Source organism: Arthrobacter sp. Hb9-2, assembly GCF_059091165.1.
This window is the reverse complement of sequence record NZ_JBNHGJ010000002.1, coordinates 109,799-132,658: the sequence shown is the minus strand read 5'-3', so window position 1 is coordinate 132,658 and position 22,860 is coordinate 109,799. Positions and strand designations below refer to the sequence as shown.

Here is a 22,860-nt window from a genome sequence, read left to right as displayed (position 1 = left end):
TGAAAACTTCAGACACACGTCCGGCGGATTCGGAGCACGAAAGTACGCCAGTACTTACCGCTCCGCAACAGCCCGAGGTGGGGCTAAGATCCCTTGTTGAGTGGACGAGTGATCCCCTGTCGGCACTCCGGGAGTCCCCACAATTCAGACCCGCAGACTGGCCCTGACATGAGCCGAGGGGACGCCAGGCCGCCGGGGGATTCACGGGAAGGACCCATCTTGGCTCCGTCGGCGGGTACGTTCTGTCCGCCAACGCTTGCCCCTTTATTAGTAGGATCCGGTGGTGAACGTCCAGTTGCTGCTGGGGAGGCTGTTCCCGGCGAGGTCGCGGATGGTGGATGGTCCGCCGGTCACTGTCACGGTGTATTTCGTTTTGGCTGCAAGTGATGCTGAGGGGTTGAGGATCCACTGGTTGGTGGTCCCGTAGCGGGTCACGGTGGCCGGGACGATAGCTCCGGTGACCGCGTTCTTCAGAGTGAATGTGCTGGTGCTTGCACCCTGCACGGCCTCGCTGAAGGTGACGGTGATGTTGTTTGCCCGCCTGACCAGTGAAGCGTCCGGGCGGGGCGTGCGGGAGGTGATGGCCGGGGCCGGGCCGGTGGTGAACGTCCATGCTGTGCTCGCCAAGGGTGTCCCGGCGGCGTCGCGGATGCCCGTGGCCCCGCCGATGAGTCTGGCTGTGTACTGCCGGTCCGCAGGCAGGTCTGCGGAGGGGTTCAAGGTCGCGGTGCGGGTGGTGGCGCTATAGGACACCGTCGCGGGAATGACGGCACCAGTAGGGCTTTTCAGGACGAACGAGGATCCGCTGACCCCTTGCACTGAGGCGCTGAACACTGCAGTGATGTTGCTGTTCGCCGGAACCGATGTGGCCTTCGCAGCCGGTGCCAGGGAAGACACGGTAGGTGCGGGAGCGGGTGCGGGTGCCGGTGCGGGTGTGTTGGGATCGGAGAACAGCAGGCGGTTTGGAGTTCCGGCCCCGGCTGCGGTGACGGTGCCTGCGGTGGCAGTGGAAGTCAGCCTGGTTGTTACTTGGGCGGGAGTCAGTGATGGTGTCTGGGAGAGCAGCACAGCTGCTGTCCCGGCTGCGTGCGGGGCGGCCATGGACGTGCCGCTCATTGAGGCGGTGGCTGTGGTGGCGGTGAAGTAGGCCGACTGGATGCTGACCCCCGGCGCGTAGAGGTCCACGCAGGTACCAAAGTTGGAGAAGGACGCCTGGCGGTCAGAGGTATCTGTGGCGGCAACTGTTAGTGCCTGGGTAGCCCGTGCCGGTGAAGCGGTGCAGGCGTCGACTGAGGAGTTCCCTGCCGCCACGACGGCGGTGATGCCGTCATTGATGACGCCCTGCACAGCAGCGTCCACCATCGAGCTTGCCGCACCACCGAGGCTCATGTTCAGCACCGCAGGGACACCTGCACCATGGTGGGCGACGACCCAGTCCAATCCGGCGATGACGTCAGAGTTGTAGCCTGATCCCTCGCAGTTCAGAACACGTACCGGCACCACTGTTGCGGCTTTGGCCATCCCGTACGTTTTCCCCGCGACGGTGCCGGCGACGTGTGTTCCGTGGCCGTTGCAGTCCCCGGAACCACGTCCGTCGGAAATTGCGCTCCAACCGGGCGATACCCTGCCGCCGAAGTCCGTGTGGGAGGCAAGCACGCCGCTGTCCACGACATAGGTGCTCACCCCTGCCCCGGTGCCCGTGTAGGTGTAGCTGCCGGAAAGCGGAAGGGCGCGCTGGTCCGTGCGGTCCATGCCCCAAGGGGCAGGCTGCTGTGATTCTGCGAGACGTACCGGGGCGTCAATTTCGATGCGGGCCACCTTTCCGGAGTGCTTGAGCGCAGCGGCCTGTCCTGGTGTTGCGGTGATGGCTGCCCCGCGGATCGCGGAGGTAAAGACCCTGCCCACGCCCAGGCCCCGGGCCCGAAGCGAGGCAGCCTCCGCTGCCACATCAGCGCCCGGGGCGTATTCGACAAGATAGCGTTCCGTGGCCCCGGGGGAGGGGACCGCCGGCGGGTCTGAAGGCTTCAGTGCAGCGGCAGGAACCGTCGTCGAAACGGCCACCGCCGCGGACATAACCGCGGCCATCAGGACTTTTAGCAGGACTGGGTGAGCGGAAATTTCGGGGGTCCTTCCGGAGGGCGGGGAACGCAGCCGACAGGCGCGGTCCAAGCCGGGGCTTTGGGGCTATCAACAGGCTAGGCTGCTCGCAGGCGCCGGAGCAGGATCCTCATCCAAACCTTGGGCAAGGCTTGGAAACCGTGGAAAACCGGAGCCGGGACTGCGAAAATGCTCCGCAAAAACTGCGCAGGCACGCCGAGATGGACTGCTACTTGTGGGTGTCGCCGGTCCTGGCCTGGGTCATCACTGCGCTTATCTTCGCCAGCAGGTCTTTGGGACGGAAAGGCTTGGTCACATAGCCGTCAGCCCCCAGTGACAAAGCAGTGAGTTGCGCCGTGCTCCCCGTTCGCCCGCTAAGAATAAGGAATAAGGATGGGACTGGCGGTTATTGGCCGGATGCGGCTCAAGACCTCTAGTCCGTCAAGATCGGGCAGCCCAAGGTCAAGAATGACAAGGTCGGGACCAGCGCCGGAGACGGAGTTCGATTCCACCGTTACCGGTCGCCGCGGCATGGACCAGGTACCCGTTCTGCACGAGCATGCCCGCGAGTAGATTCCGGATGTCTGCGTCATCTTCTATAAGCACCACAACGCCAGACCCGGCCACCCTACCTCCCCCTAAGCGCTGCTCCCGAAGCAGGAATACGTGCGTCCCCGTGCCCTGACGTTGTGCAGGACAACTACCCGGCAATACTCGCACACATAGAAACCCGATATGCCGCCACTGAAGAACTGATTTCGCCGTCTCCTGGATCACCCGCCGCTCGGACGTGCCTACCCTTTGGGTAAAGGGTGCAGGACTGCAGCCGAAGCGCTTTTGGGGGCGGGGAGACCTCCGGTCCCTTGCCTATAGCGGATTACCTGTTCGAGTATGAGCAGGCGGTGCTTGCGGGCTGCTGGGGGGGAAGCACCGGTTTGGGCTGGCTCCTGGCCCGGGGAATATCAGGAGCCAGCTCATCTTGAGCGGCAGCTTTACCGTGAGGGTTCGTTCATCAACGCCCATGACTTCGTGACGACCTCGGAAAGCCGGACAAAACTGAGCCGCGCAACCCTGCTTCAACGTCCTAGACGGCGCGCAGGATGTACTTCGCATCGAAGGTTTCTGCCGTGTAGTTAACGTCGACAATATCGAAACCGGCGCGTTGCATCATGGGCTCCAGAAGCCACCGGAACGTCGAGTGCTCGTCCCGTATGTGTTCTTCGAACTCAGCGCGGCTCCATTCACCGTCGACGCTGGCACCGCCCTGGGAACACCATTCTTCAATCCGTTCTGTGGCCTCGTCGGGATTGAAGTCGTAGACCACGTCCCACAGACGGCAAATGCCACCGGGGGAGAGGAGCTTCCGCATCCGGTCCAGCGCGATTGCTTTCCAAAAATCTGGGAGGTGATGCAGCGCGTAGCGGGAGTACACAAAGTCCGCCGGGCGCCCGGGGTGGGTGTAACTGAGAAATCCCGCGTTCACCAGGGTCACATTCGTCAGGTCCTGGTCCGCGAGTTTCTTCTCCAGATAACCGAGCATCGGTGGGGAGACGTCCACAGCAACTACACGGGCACAGGCACGTGCTGCCTCCACCGTGAACTGGCCTGTGCCTGCCCCGAACTCGATTACGGTCGACTGCGCGTTGAGCCCATAACTTTTCAAAATTACGAGCTCAGCCTCGGCCCCGGAGTCCATCTTCCCGTCGTACCGGGCAACATGCTCCAAGTCCAGGTTTTCCCGGCCCGCGAGAGCGACTTCATTGGGGTACCAGCCAGGAGAGCTCATAACGGCCAGCATCTCATGGTCACGGACCGGGATGGGCCTGTGGCCTTCGACGGACAGCCATCGGACCGGCCGCCCTAAGGTGGGCCACCGGGTTCGAGATTATCACCAGCGGTCAGGACCATGCAGGGGAGGGCCCTGGGTCAGCGGCCTTTCGGTCCGGTGCTGTTTAGAGCCATTTGCGGTGTTTGAAGCTCAGGTACAGGACGATTCCCATCACCAGCATCAGTGCCAGCGCGAAGGGGTAACCGAAGGCCCAATCCAGTTCGGGCATGTAGTTGAAGTTCATGCCGTAGACGGTGCCGACGAGGGTTGGGGCGAACAGGATCGCGGCCCAGGAGGAGATCTTTTTGACTTCTTCGTTCTGGGCGAGGCTGGACTCGGAGAGGTGGCGCATCTCCTCGTTCTGCCGCTGCCCCACCAGGGCAGCGTTGACCGTCAGGGCATTCTGGAGCAGGGCACGGAACCAGGATGCGTCGAGTAGGCGCAGAACATCGCCACGGCATGGTCATGGAACGGGAATTTTCCAGCTACTTCTACTCCCGTTGTATCAACGCCGATAATGGACCTTCCGTCAACCTGTGGTCACAGCGGCTACGGCACAGCAACGGCGCCAGGAGAGGGCGGTGCACTCTACCTTGCCGTGGCGCGGGCACTGGTAGACCGTCTCCTTACTGATCCCGTACGGATCTTGCCTCGTGGGCATCGAGATGCCCACAATTAATTAGCTTTACTGACGTGTTCAGCTGTTGGAGAGCACTCCTACATTCTCCGATTTGCTATCCGGCGCTCCTCGGGAAGGCTCACAGCAGTATGACTCCATCCAAGGAGGTCACCACGAATCTGGTCACTCAGATTGCCGCAGGGCTCTACGCCGTCATCCTCGTAGCCGTGGGAACGTTAGAAATCTTCTCGCACGGCGACCAGCGGTTCCGTTCCATCTTCTACGTGGAACCGGGAACGGAAGGCGCCATCCGTATGTGGGCCATGAATGTCGGCATGTACAACATTTTGACTGCGCTCGGGATTGGTGTTGGGATCTGGCTTGGCAACTCCGGAGGCGAAGCCCGGGCTGCGGGCATCGGCATCGTCCTTGTCGCCTTAACGGCGCATCTCATTCTTGGCCCGTGGCTATGGGTTACCGAGCACCGCCTGTGGATGAGCGCAGTCGGCCAGGCATCGCTGCCTCTCATAGGGATTGTCGCGTTCCTCGTGGCCGGCTGATCTGGGACCCGACCAGGAGTACGATTCCCATCTCGTCAGGTTGGAGTGTAGTTCATCCCGATATACAAAGGATCCGCTGCACTAGCCTGTTCCCGTTGCGGTGAACCTTGGCGCCTAGTATGCCGTGGGGTGGGAGACGCGGCAGTCCAACATCAGGCTAAGCCGGACAGGGAATCGTTTCCCAAGGACTACCGGAGCAGAAGTCCTGTCGATCGAGGATGTGGACCATTCATGTGAGGACCTTAACGGAGTGGTTGTTCAGTGGTAGAAGCTGCGGCTGTCGTGGAGTCACTTCGTCGCAGTAAAAATGGCCCTGCGCCTCCTTTGCCTATGGCAGGCAATGGAGGCGCAGGGCCCTGAGGGTTTGTTGGGGGAGTTAGGCCTTGCTGCTGGCCCGGTGTCGGAGGTGTTGGATTGCGCTGAGGGCGAGGGCTGCGGCGAGGACCGTGTAGAGGGTGACGGTGATGGGGCTTCCTACCAGGATGCCGAGATCTCCTTCGGATACTGCGAGGGCGCGGCGGAGTTCGGTTTCTGCCATGGGGCCGAGGATCACTGCGATGAGGACTGGTGCCAGGGGGATGTTGTAGCGGCGCATTAGGAATCCGATGAGGCCGATGGCGATGAGTAGCCATAGGTCGAGGATTGCGGAGCTTACTGCGTAGACGCCGAGCATGGAGAAGACTGTGATGCCGGCGTAGAGGTAGTGCTTGGGGATGCTTAGCAGTTTGGCCCAGACGGAGGCGAAGGGCATGTTGATCATGACAAGGATGACGAGGCCGATGAATAGTGAGGCCAGCAGGGCCCAGACCAGGTCGCCGCTTCGTTCGAAGAGCAGGGGTCCTGGTTGCATTCCGTATTGCTGGAATGCGGCGAGCATGATTGCTGCGGTGGCTGAGGTGGGCAGTCCGAGTGCGAGGAGGGCGCCCATCGCTGTTCCGGCGGTGGCGTTGGCGGCGGCTTCGGGGGCGGCGAGGCCGCGGATGGAGCCGGTGGTGCCGAATTCCGGGTCGTTTCGACGTTTCGCTAGTTGTTTTTCGGTGCCGTAGGCCAGGAATGTGGGTACTTCTGCGCCGCCGGCGGGTATCAGTCCGAACGGGGCGCCGAATGCGGTGCCGCGCAGCCAGGCGGGCAGGGCTTTCCTGAAGTCGGCCAGGCCCAATCGGGCGCGGCCTTTGGTTTGAATGCGGGTGACTACGGGGTCGCGGTGGATGCGGGAGGCGATGTGGAAGACTTCGCCGAGTGCCAGGAGCCCGACGGTGATGACGATGACGGAGATGCCGTCGAAGAGTTGGGGCATGCCGAGGGTGAATCGGGAGGTGCCGCTGGGGCCGTCAATGCCGACGAGGGCCAGTGCGAGGCCGATGCCGAGGGCTGCGATGCCCCGGATTACGGATTCGGAGACGACGGCGGAGATGGCCAGGAAGGCGAAGACTGCCAGGGCGAAGTATTCGGCCGGGCCGAAGACGGTGGCCATTTTGACCAGGGTCGGGGCGAAGAAGACCACGAGGGTGGTGGCTATCAGGCCGCCGATGAAGGCGCCGATGGCGCAGGTGGCCAGGGCTTTGGCGGCTTGTCCGCTTTTGGCCATGCGGTGGCCTTCGAAGGTGGAGGCCATGGCAGAGGAGTTGCCCGGGGTGTTGAGCAGGATCCCGGAGGTGGAGTCGCCGAAGAGCCCACCGAAGTAGATGCCGGCGAACATGATGAACGCCGCTGTGGGTTCCAGTGAAAAGGTGACGGGCAGCAGCAGTGCGACCGCCATGGCTGAGCCGAGTCCGGGAAGGACGCCGACGGCGGTGCCCAGGACGGCGCCGATCAGCACCCAGAGGAGGTTGATGGGGGTCAGGGCGCTGGCGAAGCCGCCCATGAGGAGTTCGAGTTGGTCCATTAGAGGATCCCTCCTATGAAGCCGGAGGGCAGGCTGAGGCCCAGTCCGGCACCAAAAGCCAGTTGAGTTATTGAGGAAAAGAGCAGGCCGACGCCGATATCGAAGATCGGGCGGTGGCTGCCGAGGGCGTAGGCGACAACCCAGAACAGCATCGCGGCGCTGATGATCCAGCCGAGGGGGTTCAGGAGCAGGACGAAGGCCACGACGCCGGCCAGCATCAGGCCTACCGTCCGCCAGTCGGTGTAGGTCTTCCAGGTTTTGGCCGGTGTTCGCGAAATCCCGTCTTCAAAGGCCTGGTCTTCTTCCTTTCCTAAATGACCCAGGTCATGCAGCATGTCCGCGGAGAACTGGCCGTGTCCGGGGTGGATGGAATTGTCAAGGACTTTGGGTGAGCGGAGGATTTGGATGGCCAGCAGGGTAGCCACCAGGTAGAGGACGATGCAGACCAGGATGGGGAAGAACTGCGGGCCGGGTGCCGACTTGCCCTGCACTTTCATCGTGACAGTGCCGATGGTGAGGAAGATGGCCAGGGCGTAGAGAACGGCGACGACAATGAATTCGCTGCGGCCCGTTCCGAAGCGGTGCCTGGGGCTGCGCCGCGTTTCCTTGGCGGATCCTGCTTCTGGCTGGTGCTGGGTGATGCTCATAGGCCGAGGTCCTTTACGATTTCTTGGGCCGTTGCAACTTCGTCTTTGATGAACTGCTCGAATTCTTCGCCGGTTGAGAAGGTGTCCGTCCAGCTGTTGCGCTTGAGGGCTCCCTGCCAGTGGGGCGTGCTGCGCATCTCGGTGACGATCTCGATGAACGCAGCCTTCGCTTCGTCAGTTGTTCCGGGTGCCGCCACGAAGCCCCGCCAGTTGGACATGGATGCGTCAACACCTTGTTCCTTGAAGGTGGGAACGTCAACGCCCTCGAGCCGCTCGTCTGAAGAGATGGCCAGGGCGCGAAGGGTTCCGGCCTCGATCTGGTCCCGGACCTCGTTGTAGCCGGACATGCCGGCGGCGGTGGTGTGGGACAGCAGGGAAGTGAGCGCCTCGCCACCTCCGGAGTAGGCGATGTAGTTCACGTCCTTGGGATCGATGCCTACGGTCTTGGCCACCATGGCGCTGAGGAGATGGTCGATCGAGCCCAAGGACCCGCCGCCGATGGAGGTTGCCCCAGGATCCTTTTTCCAGGCTTCCAGGAAGTCATTGAGCGTCTGGAACTTCGAATCGGCAGGCACCACCAGGGCCGCGTAATCATCGGCCATCCGGGCAATGGGGACAACGTCGGCCATGGACTCGGGGTTATCGCCAAGCTCGATGGCCCCAACCATCACGCCACCGGTTACCAGGAGCGCATCTTCGCGCCCCGGCGTCTGAACGAACTGGCTCAGGCCAATTGTTCCGCCAGCTCCCGGAACGTTGACCACCTGGACGTTATTGACGACGCCGCCGCTCTTGAGCGCCTGCTGCCCTTCACGGGCAAAACCGTCCCAGCCACCACCAGGTGCTGCCGGGGCGATCAGGGTGAGCTTGTTTCGCGCCGTACTCGTTCCACCGGCGGTGCCGGCATTGATGAACGCAAGCGCGGCCACGACGGCAACCACCAGGCCGAAGATGGCATTGCGTAGGGGGATTTTCATGGTTCTCGTTCCGTAACGACGTTGTTGGGCGGTGCGAAAAAGTACTCTTGCCGGGTCAGGGCCCGGCTGTGGAAGCCATAATCAATGGTGCCAGTATTCCTTGGCATACCTTTGTACACAATGAAATACAGTTATACATGTGATGACTGTCACCGGCAAGTCCTCCCCAGCAAGTACGCCTATTGCGCAGTTGCATACGTTTGTATACAGTTGGATTCACTGACCCACTGAAAGGACTTACGGATGTCTATTGGTAATGAAGCCAAGCCCGCGAGCACGGACAAAGTCGACGTGATCGTGGTGGGCGGCGGAAACGCCGGATTTACGGCAGCGCACGCAGCCGCTGTCCGGGGGCGGAAAGTTATTCTGCTCGAAAAGGGCAGCGAGGACATGGCGGGCGGGAACAGCTTTTACACCGCCGGTGCAACCCGGATTGCACACAATGGGCTCGCTGATCTGATGGACTGGGTGGAACCGGACGAGCGGCACAGCCGCACCGAAGTGCCGCCCTACTCCGCGGATGAATACGCCGCTGACCTCGCCAAAGTCACCGAAGGCCGAAACGACCCCGAACTGACGAAGGTTCTGGTCGAGGAATCCCAGCCCACGCTGCGCTGGCTCAACAGCCTGGGCCTGAAGTACCGTCTGATGTACGAACGCCAGGCCTTCGAACGCCCGGACGGCTCCTTCCTCTTCTGGGGCGGGCTTCACGTGGGCAACGTGGGCGGAGGCGAGGGACTGATCGCAGACCACACCCAGGTCGCTGCCGAGCTGGGCATCGATGTCCGCTACGGCCACGCAGCGCAGAACCTCATTGTCGAGAACGGACGCGTTACCGGCGTCGTCGTCAAAACAGCTGAAGGGGAGCTGCGCCTGAGTGCAGAGTCAGTGATCCTTACCGCCGGCGGCTTCGAATCCGATCCCCAGTGGCGGCGGGAGCACCTGGGAGAAGGCTGGGAAAACGCCAAGGTCCGCGGAACCCCGTACAACACAGGTGACATGATCGCTGCTGCGCTGCAGGTCGGCGCCGCCAAGGGCGGTGACTGGAGCACGTGCCACAGCGTGCAGTGGGACGCCTTTACCGCCACGAACGAGAGCAACCGGGAACTTACCAACAGGCTTACTCGTCAGAGCTACCCGTTCGGAATCATCGTGAATACCGAAGGCAAGCGTTTCCTGGACGAGGGCGCAGACTTCCGGAACTACACCTACGCCAAGTACGGCAAGGAAATCCTGAAGCAGCCCGGCTCCGTTGCATACCAAATCTTTGATGCACACCTCCGTCCCATGCTGCGGACCGAAGAGTACGACATGCCAGGTATCTCCGTGGAAGTTGCGGACATCCTGGAAGAACTGGCAACCAAGATCGGGATCGACCCCGAAAAACTGTCCAAGACGGTCACCAACTTCAACAACTCAATCGACCGCAGCATCACCTTTGACCCCAATGTCAAAGACGGGCGCGCTGCGGCAACGGAGCCGGTCAAAAGCAATTGGGCCGCCCCCATCGAAACCGGGCCCTTCTACGCATATGGGGTCACCTGTGGCATCACCTTCACGTTCGGCGGCATCAAGTCCGACACCCACGGACGCGTCCTCAACGCTGACGGCAAGCACATCGAAGGCCTCTTCGTAGCCGGCGAAATGCTTGGCGGTCTGTTCAGCGCCAACTACCCAGGCGGTAGCGGGCTTGCTGCCGGATGCGTCTTCGGACGACGGGCGGGAACCCTGGCGTAAAGTTGCTTCGAACACGCCGCGGCACCGGCACTTAGATACAGCTCAGCCCCATTTTCCAAGGACCAGTCAAGTGACGGATACAGCATCAGCCCCACGCGTGGATGGCGAAACCATCTTCCTGACACTGCGCGGCGAAATCCTGTCCGGAGTCCATCAACCCGGCACCGCTATCCGCGAAACGTCACTAGCTGAACGCTTCGGCGTCTCCCGGACACCTGTCCGGGAGGCGCTGTCCCGCCTCCAGCACGAGCGTCTCCTTGAGCGGGTAGCCAGGGGTCTGCAGGTTCCAGAGGTAGACCCGCAGCAGGTCATCCAGATCTATGACATGCGCATCCTCCTTGAGGAAGAAGCCGCGCGGCAAGCAGCAAAAGCCCGTCAATTCCCGGACCTCATGCGGCTCGATGCCCTGCTGCAGCGCGACAGGCAACTTCACGACCCGGACGACCACACCAGAATCACAACCAACCTCGAGTTCCATGCCGCCGTGTGGAACTGCGCTCACAATGCGGTCCTTCGGGATCTGTTGGACCGCCTGTCAACGCACCTCATCCACGCACCACGGTCCACTCTCTCCACCGGAAACCGCTGGGCTGAATCCCTGGATGAGCATGAGGCGCTAATTCATGCCATCGAACAGCAAGACAGCGATGCGGCCGGAAAAATTGCCCGGCAGCACATGGAAACGGCGCGTGCCCTGCGGTTGCAGCTTCTCCGAGAGACGGCCCTGCAACATCCGCTGACAAACCACCGGTCCCAGCGGTAGCGCTCACCGCTCCAGGCGGCAGAAACGGCCTTAACCCGGGCCGACCGTTTTATTGACTGCCGGAACCAGTTCCGGCATGCGTGAGCCCTGATCCTGCATGCCTTCGCAACAGCACCCCGAAAGTCGGGCGCAGGACAAGGCTAACGCGAGAGAGGCGGGGCGGCTGCAGTGTCGCCCTGCCTCCTCCAACTCACACACATCATTCAAGGAACTGGGCATGACAACCTACCAGTACCCGACCAAGTCAGGGCGGGGAGGCTCCCGTAATCCAGAACCCATACTTAACTGGGCCAAGCTAGCAAAGTCCGACTACATCGAAATTCACCGTCACGGCAAGACCATCGCACAAGGAACCATCGACATGCTTGCCCTCGACGGCAGCGCTCTTTGGCTTTACCAGGATGAAGGAAAAGGTCGAGTGCTCTTCCTGCAAAATGACGGCCTGCACGTCTATAGGGGGCCGCCTGCAGACTCATAGGGTGGATGACCTATGAGGACTGTCCCCGGCTCTGGGCGGCTGCAGCACGCTGAACGTGAAGCCTGGTGGTCGGCCGTGCTCCGTGAGAAGGCGTTTAGAGACGCGTTCTCTTCGGCTTCTTGTTCTCGACTCATTAGAACGCCGATAACGGATATTCCGTCAGCCTGCCTCGGCCGGGCCAACTCGTGCCTGCTGAACACGCGGCCGGAACTGGAGCCGACTCTGATCCGTCCATGGCTGGGTCAATTCAGGTTATCCATGGCTGGAAGCAGGAGCCGTTGGGGTAGCTCCCTGGCAGCAGTAGCGGTGGATAACCTAATGAGAATTGTCCCCGGCTGTGGGCGGGCGGACCTGACTTCTCGTTCCAAGTCGGATCAATCCCCGGTTGTTCCGAGGACCAGGCGAGGGACCGTGTGTCAGCTTTGGTGTAGTTTAGGCTGACTCTTGCCAAGGGAAGTGTCACCGGGGATGCCTCGGCGTGCACGTCACTAGCCGAATGCACCATGAGCACGGGCAGCCAGCGCGGGAAACGCAGGCTCAGCCTACGGACTCGGGTTGCATTCTCAGGAAGCCTCCGTGACCGCTGGCTCCTGCCGACGGGGTAAGGGGCCTTGCTCCCCGCCTACCCGCGCCGGTGCCCCGGAGCTAATCGCCCGCGGCGGCGGGGCGCAGGGTCTCGATGAGCTTCTCGATCACGCCGGTGTCTTCGATCGTGGACGGCACCATGTATTCGTCGCCGTCGGCGATCTGGCGCATGGTCTTGCGCAGGATTTTTCCCGAGCGGGTCTTGGGCAGGGCCTCTACGACGGTGACGTGCTTGAAGTCCGCCACGGCGCCGATGTCGCGCCGCACCAGGGCGACCAGGTCCTTGACCAGGATCTCCTCGGGCACGTCGACGCCGGACTTGAGCACGACGTAGCCGCTTGGCCGCTGCCCCTTCAGCGGGTCCGCGAGGCCGATCACGGCACATTCGGCCACTGCCGGGTGCTGGCCGATGACTTGTTCCATGGCGCCGGTGGACAGCCGGTGCCCGGCGACATTGATGATGTCGTCGGTTCGGCCCATCACGTAGAGGTAGCCTTCCTCGTCCCGGTAGCCGGAGTCCCCGGTGGCGTAGTAGCCCTCGAAGGCCTGCAGGTAGGAGGAGATGTAGCGCTCGTCGTTGCCCCAGAGGGTGGTCAGGGTGCCCGGCGGCAGCGGCAGCCCCAGAACGATGTTGCCTTCCGTCCCGTCCTCGACGTTCCCGCCGGCGGCGTCGACGATGTTGAGCCTGAAGCCGGGCATCGGCACGCTGGGCGACCCGGGCTTGATCGGCAGGTCGTCGAGCCCGCGCGGGTTGGCGCAGATGGCCCAGCCGGTCTCGGTCTGCCACCAGTGGTCCACTACCGGCACTCCCAGCACGCGGGAGGCCCAGTGGAAGGTGTCGGTATCCAGTCGCTCACCGGCCGCAAACAGGGTGCGCAGGCTGGACATGTCATACCGTTCCAGCAGCTTCGCCTCGGGGTCGGCTTTTCGGATGGCGCGCAGGGCGGTGGGCGCGGTGAACAGTACGTTGACCTTATGGTCCTGGATGACCCGCCAGAACGCGCCGGCGTCGGGCGTGCCAACGGGCTTTCCTTCGTAGATCACCGTTGTGGCGCCGGCCAGCAGCGGGCCGTAGACGATGTAGGAGTGCCCCACGACCCAACCGACGTCGGAGGCCGTCCACATGACATCACGGGGACCGACGTCGTAGATGTTTTCCATGCTCCAGCCGAGCGCGACGGCGTAGCCGCCGTTGTCCCGTACCACCCCCTTCGGCGCGCCGGTGGTGCCGGAGGTGTAGAGGATGTAAAGGGGGTCCGTGGCCTTGACGTCGACCGGCGCGGCGGGCACGGCGGTGCGCATCTCGGTATCCCAGTCCAGCCAACCGGCGTGGTCCGCCACGGAGGAGGCGAAGCCGTCCCTGGCCTTGACCAGGACCGGCAGGCCTTCAGTACCGGCCAGGCCGAGGGCTTCCTTGACGGCGGGCAGGTACTCGATCCGGCGCGAGGGTTCGATGCCGCCGGAAGCCGTGACCACCGCTGCTGGCGCGGCGTCCCGGATGCGGGCGGCCAGTTCCTTGGGGGCGAAGCCGCCGAAGACGACGGAGTGCACAGCTCCCAGCCGGGCGGTCGCAAGCATGGCGATTGCGGCCTCGGGGATCATCGGCATGTAGATCACGACGCGGTCGCCCCTGCCCACGCCGCGGCTGCGCAGGACGCCGGCGAACCGGGCCACGAGGTCCGTCAGTTCCGCATAGCTGTAGCGGCGCTGGGTTCCCAGCATGGCGGAGTCATAGATCAGGGCATCCTGGCTGCCACGGCCGGCCTCCACGTGCCGGTCCAGCGCGTTATAGGACGTGTTCAGGACGCCGTCGGGGAACCAGCCGTACAGCGGTGCCCTGCTGGAGTCGATAGCGTGGCGCGGCGGGGTCGACCAGGAGATCTTGCGGGCGGCGTCCAGCCAGAATTCCGCGGGCTCCTCCAGGCTGTGTGCGTAGCTGTCCCGGTAGTTCTTGGTAACCATGAATTCAATCCCGTCGACGATGTGATGCGGCTCATGGTAGCCCGAGACGATCGGATGACACAAGAGTTTTGTATACAAAAATGGCATAAACCCCGCTTTTACGGGTAAGACTGGGCAAAGGCGGCGGACTGTGTATACACTGGATCTCGACGCCAGTGAAGGAGGCAGGATTGCGCGCGAGTGACAAGGCCTATGCGGCCCTGCGGGACGACATCATTGAATGGCGGCTCCTGCCCGGCACTGTCCTCGCCGAAGTTGAGCAGTCCGAACGCCTTGGCATCTCGCGGACCCCGCTCCGGGAAGCGTTGGGCCGGCTCACGGCGGAAGGGCTGACGGCGGCGGCGGGCGGCCGTGGCGTCGTCGTCACCGATATTTCGTTGGCTGATATCGATGAGCTGTTCGAGCTCCGCGAAACACTCGAGTGCAAGGCAGCGGCGCTGGCTGCCGAGCGGGGCGACGCCGCACTCTTCGAGCAGCTCCAGAAGGAGCTGCTCGAAGCGCCGGCCATGATCACCGGCGATGATCCGGCGCGCCACGACTACTACGTTCTTGTCCGCCGGCTCGATGAAGCGATCGACGCCGCCATCTCCAACTCCTACCTGGCCCAGGCCATGCGCAGCCTCCGTGTCCACCTGGTGCGGGTCCGCAGGCTGGCGGCCGACGACGCCGAGCGGCTGACCGCAGCGGCGGCGGAGCACGCCGCCATCGCCGAGGCGATAGCGGCCCGCAACCCGCGCCTGGCAGCAGCGGCCACCACCGTGCACCTGCACCGCAGTCTTTCCCACGTCAAAGCCACCCATACACCACATTAGCAAGGAGCCCCCCATGGTCAAGGAACACCACGTCCGCGTGTACAAGAGCGAGGAAAACCTTCCCCGCGAGGACCAGCTGGCCCACAAGATCGCCCTGGTGGCAGCCGACCCGGTTGCCGTCACCGACGACGTCACCGAAATGGTGATCAACCGCATCATCGACAACGCCTCCGTGGCCATCGCCTCGCTGAACCGCGCCCCGATCGTGGCTGCCCGGGCGCAGGCCCTCACCCACGGCCCGTCGACCGGGGGCCAGGGCGCGAAGGTCCTCGGTATCGGTGAGCGCGTCTCCCCGGAATGGGCGGCATGGGCCAACGGCGTCGCGGTCCGCGAACTGGATTACCACGACACCTTCCTCGCGGCAGACTACTCCCACCCCGGGGACAACATCCCGCCGATCCTGGCCGTTGCCCAGCACGTCGGCTCCAACGGCCAGGATCTGATCCGGGGAATTGCCACCGGCTATGAGATCCAGGTGAACCTGGTCAAGGCAATCTGCCTGCACAAGCACAAGATCGACCACGTCGCCCACCTCGGCCCGTCAGCCGCCGCAGGCATCGGGACCCTGCTCGGGCTCGATGTCGAAACCATCTTCCAGTCCGTCGGCCAGGCCCTGCACACCACCACAGCCACGCGCCAGTCCCGCAAGGGCGAAATCTCCACCTGGAAAGCCCACGCCCCGGCGTTCGCCGGCAAGATGGCCGTGGAAGCCGCGGACCGGGCCATGCGCGGCCAGACCTCCCCGGTGCCGATCTACGAAGGCGAGGACGGTTTCATCGCCTGGCTGCTGGACGGTACTGACGCCTCTTACATGGTTCCGCTGCCGACACCGGGCGAGGCCAAAAGGGCCATCCTGGACACCTACACCAAGGAACATTCCGCTGAATACCAGGCCCAGGCGTGGATCGACCTGGCCCGGAAACTCAACCGCGAGCACCCCGAGGCCACCGACCCGGCCAACGTGCAGTCCGTGCTGATCAGGACCAGCCACCACACCCATTACGTCATCGGCTCCGGCGCCAACGACCCGCAGAAGTACAGCCCCACCGCGTCCCGGGAAACCCTTGACCACTCCATCCCCTACATCTTCACTGTCGCTTTGCAGGACGGCGCCTGGCACCACGTGGACTCCTACGCCCCTGAACGCGCCGCCCGCCCCGACACGGTGGAGCTGTGGCAGAAAGTCAGCACCGAGGAAGACCCGGAGTGGACCCGCCGGTACCACTCCCTGGACATCGCGGAAAAGGCCTTCGGCGGCTCAGTGGAAATCACCCTCACCAACGGGACCGTCATCAGCGATGAAATCGCCGTCGCTGACGCACACCCGCTCGGAGCCCGCCCCTTCGGCCGTGAGCAGTACATCAACAAGTACCGCACCCTCGCCGCCGGGCTCGTGGAGGAGGCCGAAATCGAAAGGTTCCTCGCCGCCGTCGAACGCCTCCCCGAACTCGCAGCAGGCGATCTGGACCAGCTCAACATCACCGCCGCACCCGGCGTCATCGACCTCACCGCCGCCCCGAAGGGACTGTTCTAAATGTTGTACTCAAAAACCACGCCCGAACAGAAGCGCATCAAGCTGCGGGAGATCCTGAACTCGGGCACCATCCAACAGTTCCCCGGAGCGTTCAACCCGCTCTCGGCCCGGCTGATCGAGGAGAAGGGCTTCGCCGGGGTGTACATCTCCGGCGCGGTCCTCGCCAATGACCTCGGGCTCCCGGACATCGGCCTGACCACCCTCACAGAAGTCGCCACCCGGGCCGGACAGATTGCCCGGATGACTGACCTGCCCGCAATCGTGGACGCCGACACCGGCTTCGGCGAACCCATGAACGTGGCCCGCAGCGTCCAGGAACTTGAAAACGCCGGCCTTGCCGGGCTGCACATCGAAGACCAGTTCAACCCCAAACGCTGCGGCCACCTCGACGGCAAAAACGTCGTCGACCTGGACACCGCCACCAAACGCATCCGCGCGGCCGCCGACGCCCGCCGGGACCCGAACTTCCTCATCATGGCACGCACCGACATCCGCGCCGTGGATGGGCTAAAGGCTGCGCAGGAGCGGGCACGGGCGCTCGTTGAGGCAGGAGCGGACGCCATCTTCCCGGAGGCCATGAAGGACCTCAGCGAGTTCCAGGCCATCCGCGACGCCGTGGACGTGCCCATCCTGGCCAACATGACCGAATTCGGCAAAAGTGACCTCTTCACCACGGAACAACTCCAGGGTGTAGGCGTGAACATGGTGATCTATCCCGTCACCCTGCTCCGCAGTGCCATGGGCGCCGCCGAACGGGTCCTGGACACGCTAAAGAGCCTGGGAACGCAGCAGGTACGGGTGCCGGAAATGCTCACCCGGGCCCGCCTGTACGACCTCGTGGACTACGAGGCCTACAACAAATTCGATTCCGGCATTTTCAACTTCCAGATCCCCCACACCCGCTAGTACAAGGAACTGCAACGAAGGAGTTCAGCATGGCTGACACAGAGATCAAGAAGGGCCTCGCAGGCGTCGTGGTGGATTACACCGCCGTCTCCAAGGTCAACCCCGACACGAACTCCCTGCTGTACCGGGGCTATCCGGTCCAGGAACTCGCCGCGAAATGCAGCTTCGAAGAAGTCGCATACCTGTTGTGGAACGGCGAACTGCCAACCCCGGAACAGCTCGCGGAATTCACAGCCCGGGAACGGGCCGGCCGCGCGCTCGACCCCGCGCTCAAGGCCATCATCGACACATTGCCCACCGACGCCCACCCCATGGATGTCTGCCGCACGGCGGCCTCGGTTCTGGGGGCACGGCACGAACTGGCGGAGGACTCCTCCCCCAAGGCCAACATGAACAAGGCCATCGACCTTTGGGCGGCCATGCCGGCAGTCGTCGCCTACGACCAGCGCCGTCGGCGCGGGCAAGCAGTGGTGGAACCCCGGGATGACCTTGGCTACTCCGCCAACTTCCTCTGGATGTCCTTCGGTGAGGAAGCCGTGCCGGAGGTCGTCGAGGCGTTCAATGTTTCGATGATTCTCTACGCCGAGCACTCCTTCAACGCCTCCACCTTCACGGCCCGGGTGGTGACCTCCACGTTGTCCGACCTTCATTCTGCCGTGACAGCGGCCATTGGCGCGCTCAAGGGCCCCCTGCACGGCGGCGCCAACGAAGCCGTCATGCACACCTTCGAGGAGATCGGCATCCGGGCCGAGGAATCCCTCGAGGAAGCAGCGGCACGGGCCAAGGCCTGGATGGAAGATGCCCTAGCGAACAAGAAAAAGGTCATGGGCTTCGGCCACCGCGTCTACAAGCACGGCGATTCCCGCGTGCCCACCATGAAGGCAGCCCTGGACAAAATGATCGCCCACTACGGGCGGCCTGAACTGCTGGGACTCTACAACGGACTCGAGCATGCCATGGATGAGGCCAAGGCCATCAAACCGAACCTCGACTATCCGGCCGGGCCCACCTACCACCTCATGGGCTTCGACACACAGATGTTTACCCCCATCTTCGTTGCCAGCCGCATCACTGGCTGGACGGCCCACATCATGGAACAGGCCGCATCGAACTCCCTCATCCGCCCCCTGAGCGCCTACAACGGCGTGGAGCAGCGGTCCCTCTAGCCGGCAGAACCAAGCCGGCCCCTAGCTGCGGTGAGGCGCGCCGATGGTCACCCGGATCATCAACTATCGCAACGTTCTGGGCGCCTCACCGCTTTACCAGCCCATACTTCAGTAACCAGCCCGCACTTTTCAGCAATACCGGAACCGACAGGACGCCGTGGATCTTCACTTGCAGCCGGACTGGCAGCGCCTCTTAGGCCAATACGTGGAAGTACGACGTCACGGTGAGCTCATCAGAACAGGAACGGTCGAAGAGGTTATGCCTGACAATTCCATGCTCTGGATCGCAGCCGCTGGGCCATTGCAGCGCCAAATGGTGGAAAGAGCCGAGGGGTATCAGCTCTACGCCCGCTACCCCTGGGATTTGCCCCCCGGCCCTCTCCAGGGCGCAGCCCGAGTCTGACAAGAACAAATCACCTAACGGCCTGCCCCTGCTTCTGCGAACCAGAACGTCCCGCCCTGCGCGGGCCGCAACGACTTGCGGTCATGAAAATCCGTGGCCCGAATTCTGCACGGCTAACCTTCCATCGCGGCAACCGAGTCCGGCAACGTCTCCGGAGATTACCTCACAGTCCTGATGATGCGGTGCGGCCCGGGAAACCGTCAAGCAAATGACGCGCAGCTACAGCAGCGTCACTACGAAAGGCTATTGCAATGACCAAAATGTTGATTATCGGACCACCGGGTTCGGGCAAGGGCACGCAGGCGGAACGCATTTCAGATCTCCTCAGCATCGTTGCGATTTCCACCGGCGACATCTTCCGCGCCAACGTTAGAGGCCAGACCCGGCTGGGTGTCGAAGCCAAGAAGTACATGGATGCCGGGGACTTCGTTCCCGACAACGTGACCAACAAGATGGTCCGCGACCGCCTCAGCGAGACCGACGTCGAGGACGGCTTCTTGCTGGACGGTTACCCGCGCACCACCGCACAGGTTCACTACCTTGACCAGATCCTGGCAGGCGGTGACCAAAAGCTTGACGTCGTCCTCCAACTCACCGCTGACGACGAGGAGCTCGTGGCCCGGCTTCTGGGCCGTGCCACGAAAACCGGCCGCAGTGACGACAACGAGGCCGTCATCCGCCACCGCCTGGACCTCTACCACGAGCAGACCGAGGGCGTGGTGGCCCATTATGCCGAACGCGGCATCTTGACCCAGGTTGACGGCATCGGCCAGATCGACGAGGTCACCGAGCGCGTTGTGAAGTCCATCAGGGAGACTCAGATGGCCTAAGCCAGACAAGAGGAAGGCCGGCGTCCTGCCATCTGTCGGGAGCTCAGGTGGCGACGCCGCCGCTGGAAGTTTGGCCTTCTCATCAGTCCTCGAAGGAAGCGCAAAAGGATCTGCAACTTCTGGGGAAAGAATCTGTCATTACGGAGGCCTCACAGGGAACAGGGCGGGAAGCCCTCTCGTACTGACCCAGGAGGGATGCGATGTCGTTCTTCTCAGTCGTAACATCCAACAACTGAACGACCTCGCCGAAACGGTGCGCCTGTCCGAAGAATTCGAGATTCGGAAGGACCGGGGGATGGATCTGCTGCCTCCGTAACCCTTATCGCGAATGCACGGCAAAAGTGCAAGTCTGCTAGACCTCGAACCGCTTTGATGTCTGGACCTGAGTCAGGCGGGCCAGACCTAGAAGATCGGTGCAGGGGCAACAGTGGACTCGGTCAGGACTGGCACCAAGAACGGTGCTGCCCGCTAAGGATATTGTCTTACGTTTCCTGATTCCGTCGGGGAACCAGCCAGTGCGTGGTCTCTCTGGTTCCAGGTTCCGGACGCTGTGCTTTTGCCCGTCACATCTGTAGAACGGGTCACGTGTGCCCAAAAGGACACACATGTAATCGGATTCGACCAGAAGTTTCCTTGCAAGCTGAATCATCGATGAGGCGCTCATGTTCGCAGTTACGGTATGTCCAACCGCCGCATTGCCTTCGTTGATCAGCTCTGCACACAGGTCTACCAGGTGCTGTTCCACGTATGCGGCCCATATGGCGATGCGGCCTACAGCTGCTTCGCCCTCCCGGGTCATGGCAGTGTATGTCCGGTGATCGGGACGTTCCGTTGTTGCAGACGCTTTATCCATGCTCGTCAGCCTGTGTCGCGCTCGTTGCAGGAAAGCTCTAGTCTCAGCGCTCAACTCGTAATCCGGGGCAAGGACAGCTATCGGCACCGCAATATTGGCTGCCTGCTAGCAGCGCTTTCCGTCTCGATGCTAGGTGAACACATTCAATCCGCAATGCCGGCAATTTCCTGTAGGGCCCGCAGGTGCGCGTTGAAGGCTTTCCGCCCAGAAGTGGTGAGAGTTACCCAGGTCAAGCGGCGGGCATCGCTACGCGAGGCCGATGTGGCCTTGCTTAGGCTGACGTATTCGGCCTCAACCAGTGTCTTGAGGTGCTTCGAGAGGGTTGCGTCCGAGATGTTGAGCGTGTCGCGCAGCACAGTGAAGTCCATCTGCTCAACCTGCAGCAACAATCCGCAGATGCGTAGCCGCACGGGCGCGTGAATGAGGTCGTCGAACCGGGCTTTAGTCATTTGCGCAGCTGATCCAGTGCTGAGCGGAAGGCGATGCCAGCGAGCCAGGTGACTAAACCGAAGGCGGACAGGCTGGTCAGCACGACCGCCCAGCGCGCGCCGTAGGAAACCAGGCCGAGCGAGACTGAGAAGAGGATCAGGCAAAGCACGAGAATTGCGACCGTCAAGAGTACTGCACGTGGACCCGTTTTGCGGAAGCGGATTCCGGTTTCGCGACCGATCAAGTGAACTATTACCAGCGCTGCAGCCAACCCCAACCATCCGGACGCTGGGGGCTCGTAGTTTTCGCCCGGGTTAGCCACCGCACCTGTGGCCACCCACCATGCCGCAACGCCTCCAAGCCCGGCCAGTAGCATCTTCGGGACATGCACCCCATCGGCCAGGGCCAACCGGTCAGCAGCGAGGTCCTGGAGGTTGGCGGCGGCCTCTTCTGACGATGGGTGCCGTTCCAAGTTATTTTCCATGCTGGAAAGTCTATAAAAAGACTTGCCGGTTCGGCAACTCACATACGGTTGCTGGATCGGAATGGCGAGGCCTTTGGGTCCGGGGGAGGAAACCCCGGAAAATGGCAGTACGCAGCCCTTTTGCTGCGAAGACCCGGGCGCGGGCAGCCGCCGGCCGAAAGAACTCTGATCGGCAGGCAAAAAGAAGGCTCTTTTGACCCACTCCCCGCCATTTCTGAAAAGCCGATAATGGATATTCCTTTAACTTGCCGCGCCCGGATGCCGTGCTTACTGATTACTCGGCCGGAACTGGTGGCGCCTTTGATCCGTCCATGGCTGGGGTCAATTCGGGTTATCCACGGCTGGAAATTGGGAGCCGTTGGGGTAGCTCCCTGGCAGCGGTAGCGGTGGGTAACCTGTGAGAATTGTCCCCGGCTGTGGGCGGGCGGACCTGACTTCGCGTTCAAACATAGATGAATTCGCGTTGTTCTGAGGAACAGGCTAGGAGCCGTGTGTCAGCTTTGGGTGTAGTCCGGTCTGGACGGGCCCTCCGTGTTTAGAGCTATGCCTTGGTACTGCGAAATTATGGTGCTGACGCTAGACGCTTCTTCCGATATCTACCGCTCTCTGGTCCTGCTGGGCTGCTACACCGCGGCTGCGAGCGGGACGGGGACGAGTTCCTGGAGTTCTTCGAGGGTGCAGCCGAAGGTTTCGCGGACGGTGACGCCATCGGGTCCGGTGAGGAACACTGCTTTGTCCGTGTAGACGCGGGTGACGCAGCCGACGCCGGTGAGCGGGTAGGTGCAGGCTTCCACGATTTTGGAGGCACCTTCGCGGGTGAGCAGGGTCATCATCACGAAGACGTCCTTCGCGCCGGTGGCCAAATCCATGGCACCGCCGACGGCAGGAATGGCACCGGGTGCCCCGGTGTGCCAGTTCGCGAGGTCGCCGGTGGCGGAGACCTGGAACGCGCCGAGGACGCAGATGTCCAGGTGCCCGCCGCGCATGATCGCGAAGGAGTCTGCGTGGTGGAAGTAAGACGCCCCGGGGAGTTCAGTGACGGGGATCTTGCCGGCATTGATCAGGTCCCCGTCGATCAGGTCCCCTGTGGCTTCCGGTCCCATGCCGAGCATCCCGTTCTCGGTGTGGAGGGTGATGTTCTGCTCTGCGGTGAGGTAGTTGGACACCAGGGTTGGCTGGCCGATGCCGAGGTTCACAAAGGAACCGGGGGCGATGTCGCGGGCCACGAGGCGGGCCAGGTCGTCGCGGCCCATGGGTGTAGCGGAAGTCTGGATGCTGGTCTGGTTGTTGGTTTGTGTGCTCATC

The 22,860-nt window shown here is 62.7% G+C and carries 18 protein-coding genes and 1 pseudogene; 9 read left to right on the top strand and 10 right to left on the bottom strand.

The annotated features are described in order from the left end of the window. Positions 1–267: 267 nt before the first annotated feature. The 3 genes and pseudogenes from AC5RV1_RS02290 to AC5RV1_RS02280 form a co-directional block, all read right to left on the bottom strand. On the bottom strand, positions 268–2,085 hold the full coding sequence (locus AC5RV1_RS02290; RefSeq protein ID WP_493993370.1) for a S8 family serine peptidase: 1,818 nt from the start codon (positions 2,083–2,085) through the stop codon (positions 268–270). A gap of 1,096 nt (positions 2,086–3,181) precedes the next feature. Beyond that, positions 3,182–3,883 (bottom strand): class I SAM-dependent methyltransferase, encoded by a 702-nt coding sequence (locus tag AC5RV1_RS02285; protein ID WP_493993369.1) that lies wholly within the window; start codon positions 3,881–3,883, stop codon positions 3,182–3,184. A 166-nt stretch (positions 3,884–4,049) separates the two neighbouring features. After that, a pseudogene (locus AC5RV1_RS02280) lies at positions 4,050–4,373 on the bottom strand (CorA family divalent cation transporter); the annotation flags it as partial. Positions 4,374–4,693: 320 nt separating this feature from the next. Here AC5RV1_RS02280 and AC5RV1_RS02275 point away from each other — a divergent pair. Further along, positions 4,694–5,104, top strand: a complete 411-nt coding sequence (locus tag AC5RV1_RS02275; RefSeq protein ID WP_493993368.1) for a DUF1304 family protein — start codon at positions 4,694–4,696, stop codon at positions 5,102–5,104. 376 nt (positions 5,105–5,480) lie between these two features. On the opposite strand, the gene AC5RV1_RS02270 is transcribed toward AC5RV1_RS02275, so the two are convergent. The 3 genes from AC5RV1_RS02270 to AC5RV1_RS02260 are packed head-to-tail and all read right to left on the bottom strand — an operon-like array spanning position 5,481 to position 8,613. Beyond that, complete coding sequence (locus tag AC5RV1_RS02270) at positions 5,481–6,989, bottom strand: tripartite tricarboxylate transporter permease (RefSeq protein WP_493993367.1); 1,509 nt, start codon at positions 6,987–6,989, stop codon at positions 5,481–5,483. Beyond that, positions 6,989–7,636: a tripartite tricarboxylate transporter TctB family protein gene (locus AC5RV1_RS02265; RefSeq protein ID WP_493993366.1), complete on the bottom strand. Its 648-nt coding sequence runs from the start codon at positions 7,634–7,636 to the stop codon at positions 6,989–6,991. The genes AC5RV1_RS02270 and AC5RV1_RS02265 overlap by 1 nt, the downstream gene beginning before the upstream one ends. Continuing rightward, on the bottom strand, positions 7,633–8,613 hold the full coding sequence (locus AC5RV1_RS02260; RefSeq protein ID WP_493993365.1) for a Bug family tripartite tricarboxylate transporter substrate binding protein: 981 nt from the start codon (positions 8,611–8,613) through the stop codon (positions 7,633–7,635). Before AC5RV1_RS02260 ends, AC5RV1_RS02265 begins: the two co-directional genes overlap by 4 nt. A gap of 243 nt (positions 8,614–8,856) precedes the next feature. Here AC5RV1_RS02260 and tcuA point away from each other — a divergent pair, with 243 nt between their 5' ends. The 3 genes from tcuA to AC5RV1_RS02245 all read left to right on the top strand — a co-directional run bounded on the left by tcuA (position 8,857) and on the right by AC5RV1_RS02245 (position 11,591). Further along, positions 8,857–10,350, top strand: coding sequence for an FAD-dependent tricarballylate dehydrogenase TcuA (gene tcuA / locus AC5RV1_RS02255; RefSeq protein ID WP_493993364.1), 1,494 nt, complete (start codon positions 8,857–8,859; stop codon positions 10,348–10,350). 70 nt (positions 10,351–10,420) lie between these two features. After that, entirely contained in the window at positions 10,421–11,113 is a 693-nt protein-coding gene (locus tag AC5RV1_RS02250; protein ID WP_493993363.1) for a GntR family transcriptional regulator, read from the top strand. A 217-nt stretch (positions 11,114–11,330) separates the two neighbouring features. Then, complete coding sequence (locus tag AC5RV1_RS02245; RefSeq protein WP_493993362.1) at positions 11,331–11,591, top strand: hypothetical protein; 261 nt, start codon at positions 11,331–11,333, stop codon at positions 11,589–11,591. Positions 11,592–12,236: 645 nt separating this feature from the next. Here the strand turns inward: AC5RV1_RS02245 and AC5RV1_RS02240 are convergent. Further along, positions 12,237–14,138, bottom strand: coding sequence for an AMP-binding protein (locus AC5RV1_RS02240; RefSeq protein WP_493993361.1), 1,902 nt, complete (start codon positions 14,136–14,138; stop codon positions 12,237–12,239). 170 nt (positions 14,139–14,308) lie between these two features. Between AC5RV1_RS02240 and AC5RV1_RS02235 the strand changes: the two genes are divergently transcribed. The 5 genes from AC5RV1_RS02235 (at position 14,309) to AC5RV1_RS02215 (ending at position 19,789) form a co-directional block, all read left to right on the top strand. Next, a complete protein-coding gene (locus AC5RV1_RS02235) occupies positions 14,309–14,950 on the top strand; it encodes a GntR family transcriptional regulator (protein WP_493993360.1) in 642 nt (213 codons plus the stop codon). A gap of 13 nt (positions 14,951–14,963) precedes the next feature. Continuing rightward, positions 14,964–16,484 carry an MmgE/PrpD family protein gene (locus tag AC5RV1_RS02230; RefSeq protein ID WP_493993359.1) on the top strand — a complete coding sequence of 507 codons (1,521 nt, stop codon included), beginning with the start codon at positions 14,964–14,966 and terminating at the stop codon, positions 16,482–16,484. After that, positions 16,485–17,390 carry a methylisocitrate lyase gene (gene prpB / locus AC5RV1_RS02225; RefSeq protein WP_493993358.1) on the top strand — a complete coding sequence of 302 codons (906 nt, stop codon included), beginning with the start codon at positions 16,485–16,487 and terminating at the stop codon, positions 17,388–17,390. It abuts the gene before it with no gap. Positions 17,391–17,419: 29 nt separating this feature from the next. After that, complete coding sequence (locus AC5RV1_RS02220; protein WP_493993357.1) at positions 17,420–18,556, top strand: bifunctional 2-methylcitrate synthase/citrate synthase; 1,137 nt, start codon at positions 17,420–17,422, stop codon at positions 18,554–18,556. Between the two features lie 654 nt (positions 18,557–19,210). Beyond that, positions 19,211–19,789 carry an adenylate kinase gene (locus tag AC5RV1_RS02215; RefSeq protein ID WP_493993356.1) on the top strand — a complete coding sequence of 193 codons (579 nt, stop codon included), beginning with the start codon at positions 19,211–19,213 and terminating at the stop codon, positions 19,787–19,789. 996 nt (positions 19,790–20,785) lie between these two features. Here the strand turns inward: AC5RV1_RS02215 and AC5RV1_RS02210 are convergent. The 3 genes from AC5RV1_RS02210 to AC5RV1_RS02200 form a co-directional block, all read right to left on the bottom strand. Continuing rightward, positions 20,786–21,091, bottom strand: coding sequence for a transcriptional regulator (locus tag AC5RV1_RS02210; protein WP_493993355.1), 306 nt, complete (start codon positions 21,089–21,091; stop codon positions 20,786–20,788). Beyond that, the gene (locus AC5RV1_RS02205) at positions 21,088–21,735 is read right to left on the bottom strand and encodes a hypothetical protein (protein ID WP_493993354.1); all 648 of its coding nucleotides are present in this window, start codon (positions 21,733–21,735) and stop codon (positions 21,088–21,090) included. Before AC5RV1_RS02205 ends, AC5RV1_RS02210 begins: the two co-directional genes overlap by 4 nt. Positions 21,736–22,178: 443 nt before the next feature. Beyond that, positions 22,179–22,859: a 3-oxoacid CoA-transferase subunit B gene (locus tag AC5RV1_RS02200; RefSeq protein ID WP_493993353.1), complete on the bottom strand. Its 681-nt coding sequence runs from the start codon at positions 22,857–22,859 to the stop codon at positions 22,179–22,181. Position 22,860 lies beyond the last annotated feature (1 nt).

What these genes read in the sequence shown, in the direction of transcription:
- AC5RV1_RS02265 (WP_493993366.1), bottom strand. Translation starts at nt 7,636, where the DNA reads ATGAGCATCACCCAGCACCAGCCAGAAGCAGGATCCGCCAAGGAAACG.
- tcuA (WP_493993364.1), top strand. Translation starts at nt 8,857, where the DNA reads ATGTCTATTGGTAATGAAGCCAAGCCCGCGAGCACGGACAAAGTCGAC.
- AC5RV1_RS02290 (WP_493993370.1), bottom strand. Translation starts at nt 2,085, where the DNA reads ATGGCCGCGGTTATGTCCGCGGCGGTGGCCGTTTCGACGACGGTTCCT.
- AC5RV1_RS02215 (WP_493993356.1), top strand. Translation starts at nt 19,211, where the DNA reads ATGACCAAAATGTTGATTATCGGACCACCGGGTTCGGGCAAGGGCACG.
- AC5RV1_RS02285 (WP_493993369.1), bottom strand. Translation starts at nt 3,883, where the DNA reads ATGAGCTCTCCTGGCTGGTACCCCAATGAAGTCGCTCTCGCGGGCCGG.
- AC5RV1_RS02210 (WP_493993355.1), bottom strand. Translation starts at nt 21,091, where the DNA reads ATGACTAAAGCCCGGTTCGACGACCTCATTCACGCGCCCGTGCGGCTA.
- AC5RV1_RS02260 (WP_493993365.1), bottom strand. Translation starts at nt 8,613, where the DNA reads ATGAAAATCCCCCTACGCAATGCCATCTTCGGCCTGGTGGTTGCCGTC.
- AC5RV1_RS02200 (WP_493993353.1), bottom strand. Translation starts at nt 22,859, where the DNA reads ATGAGCACACAAACCAACAACCAGACCAGCATCCAGACTTCCGCTACA.
- AC5RV1_RS02245 (WP_493993362.1), top strand. Translation starts at nt 11,331, where the DNA reads ATGACAACCTACCAGTACCCGACCAAGTCAGGGCGGGGAGGCTCCCGT.
- AC5RV1_RS02270 (WP_493993367.1), bottom strand. Translation starts at nt 6,989, where the DNA reads ATGGACCAACTCGAACTCCTCATGGGCGGCTTCGCCAGCGCCCTGACC.
- AC5RV1_RS02275 (WP_493993368.1), top strand. Translation starts at nt 4,694, where the DNA reads ATGACTCCATCCAAGGAGGTCACCACGAATCTGGTCACTCAGATTGCC.
- AC5RV1_RS02240 (WP_493993361.1), bottom strand. Translation starts at nt 14,138, where the DNA reads ATGGTTACCAAGAACTACCGGGACAGCTACGCACACAGCCTGGAGGAG.
- AC5RV1_RS02220 (WP_493993357.1), top strand. Translation starts at nt 17,420, where the DNA reads ATGGCTGACACAGAGATCAAGAAGGGCCTCGCAGGCGTCGTGGTGGAT.
- AC5RV1_RS02230 (WP_493993359.1), top strand. Translation starts at nt 14,964, where the DNA reads ATGGTCAAGGAACACCACGTCCGCGTGTACAAGAGCGAGGAAAACCTT.
- prpB (WP_493993358.1), top strand. Translation starts at nt 16,485, where the DNA reads ATGTTGTACTCAAAAACCACGCCCGAACAGAAGCGCATCAAGCTGCGG.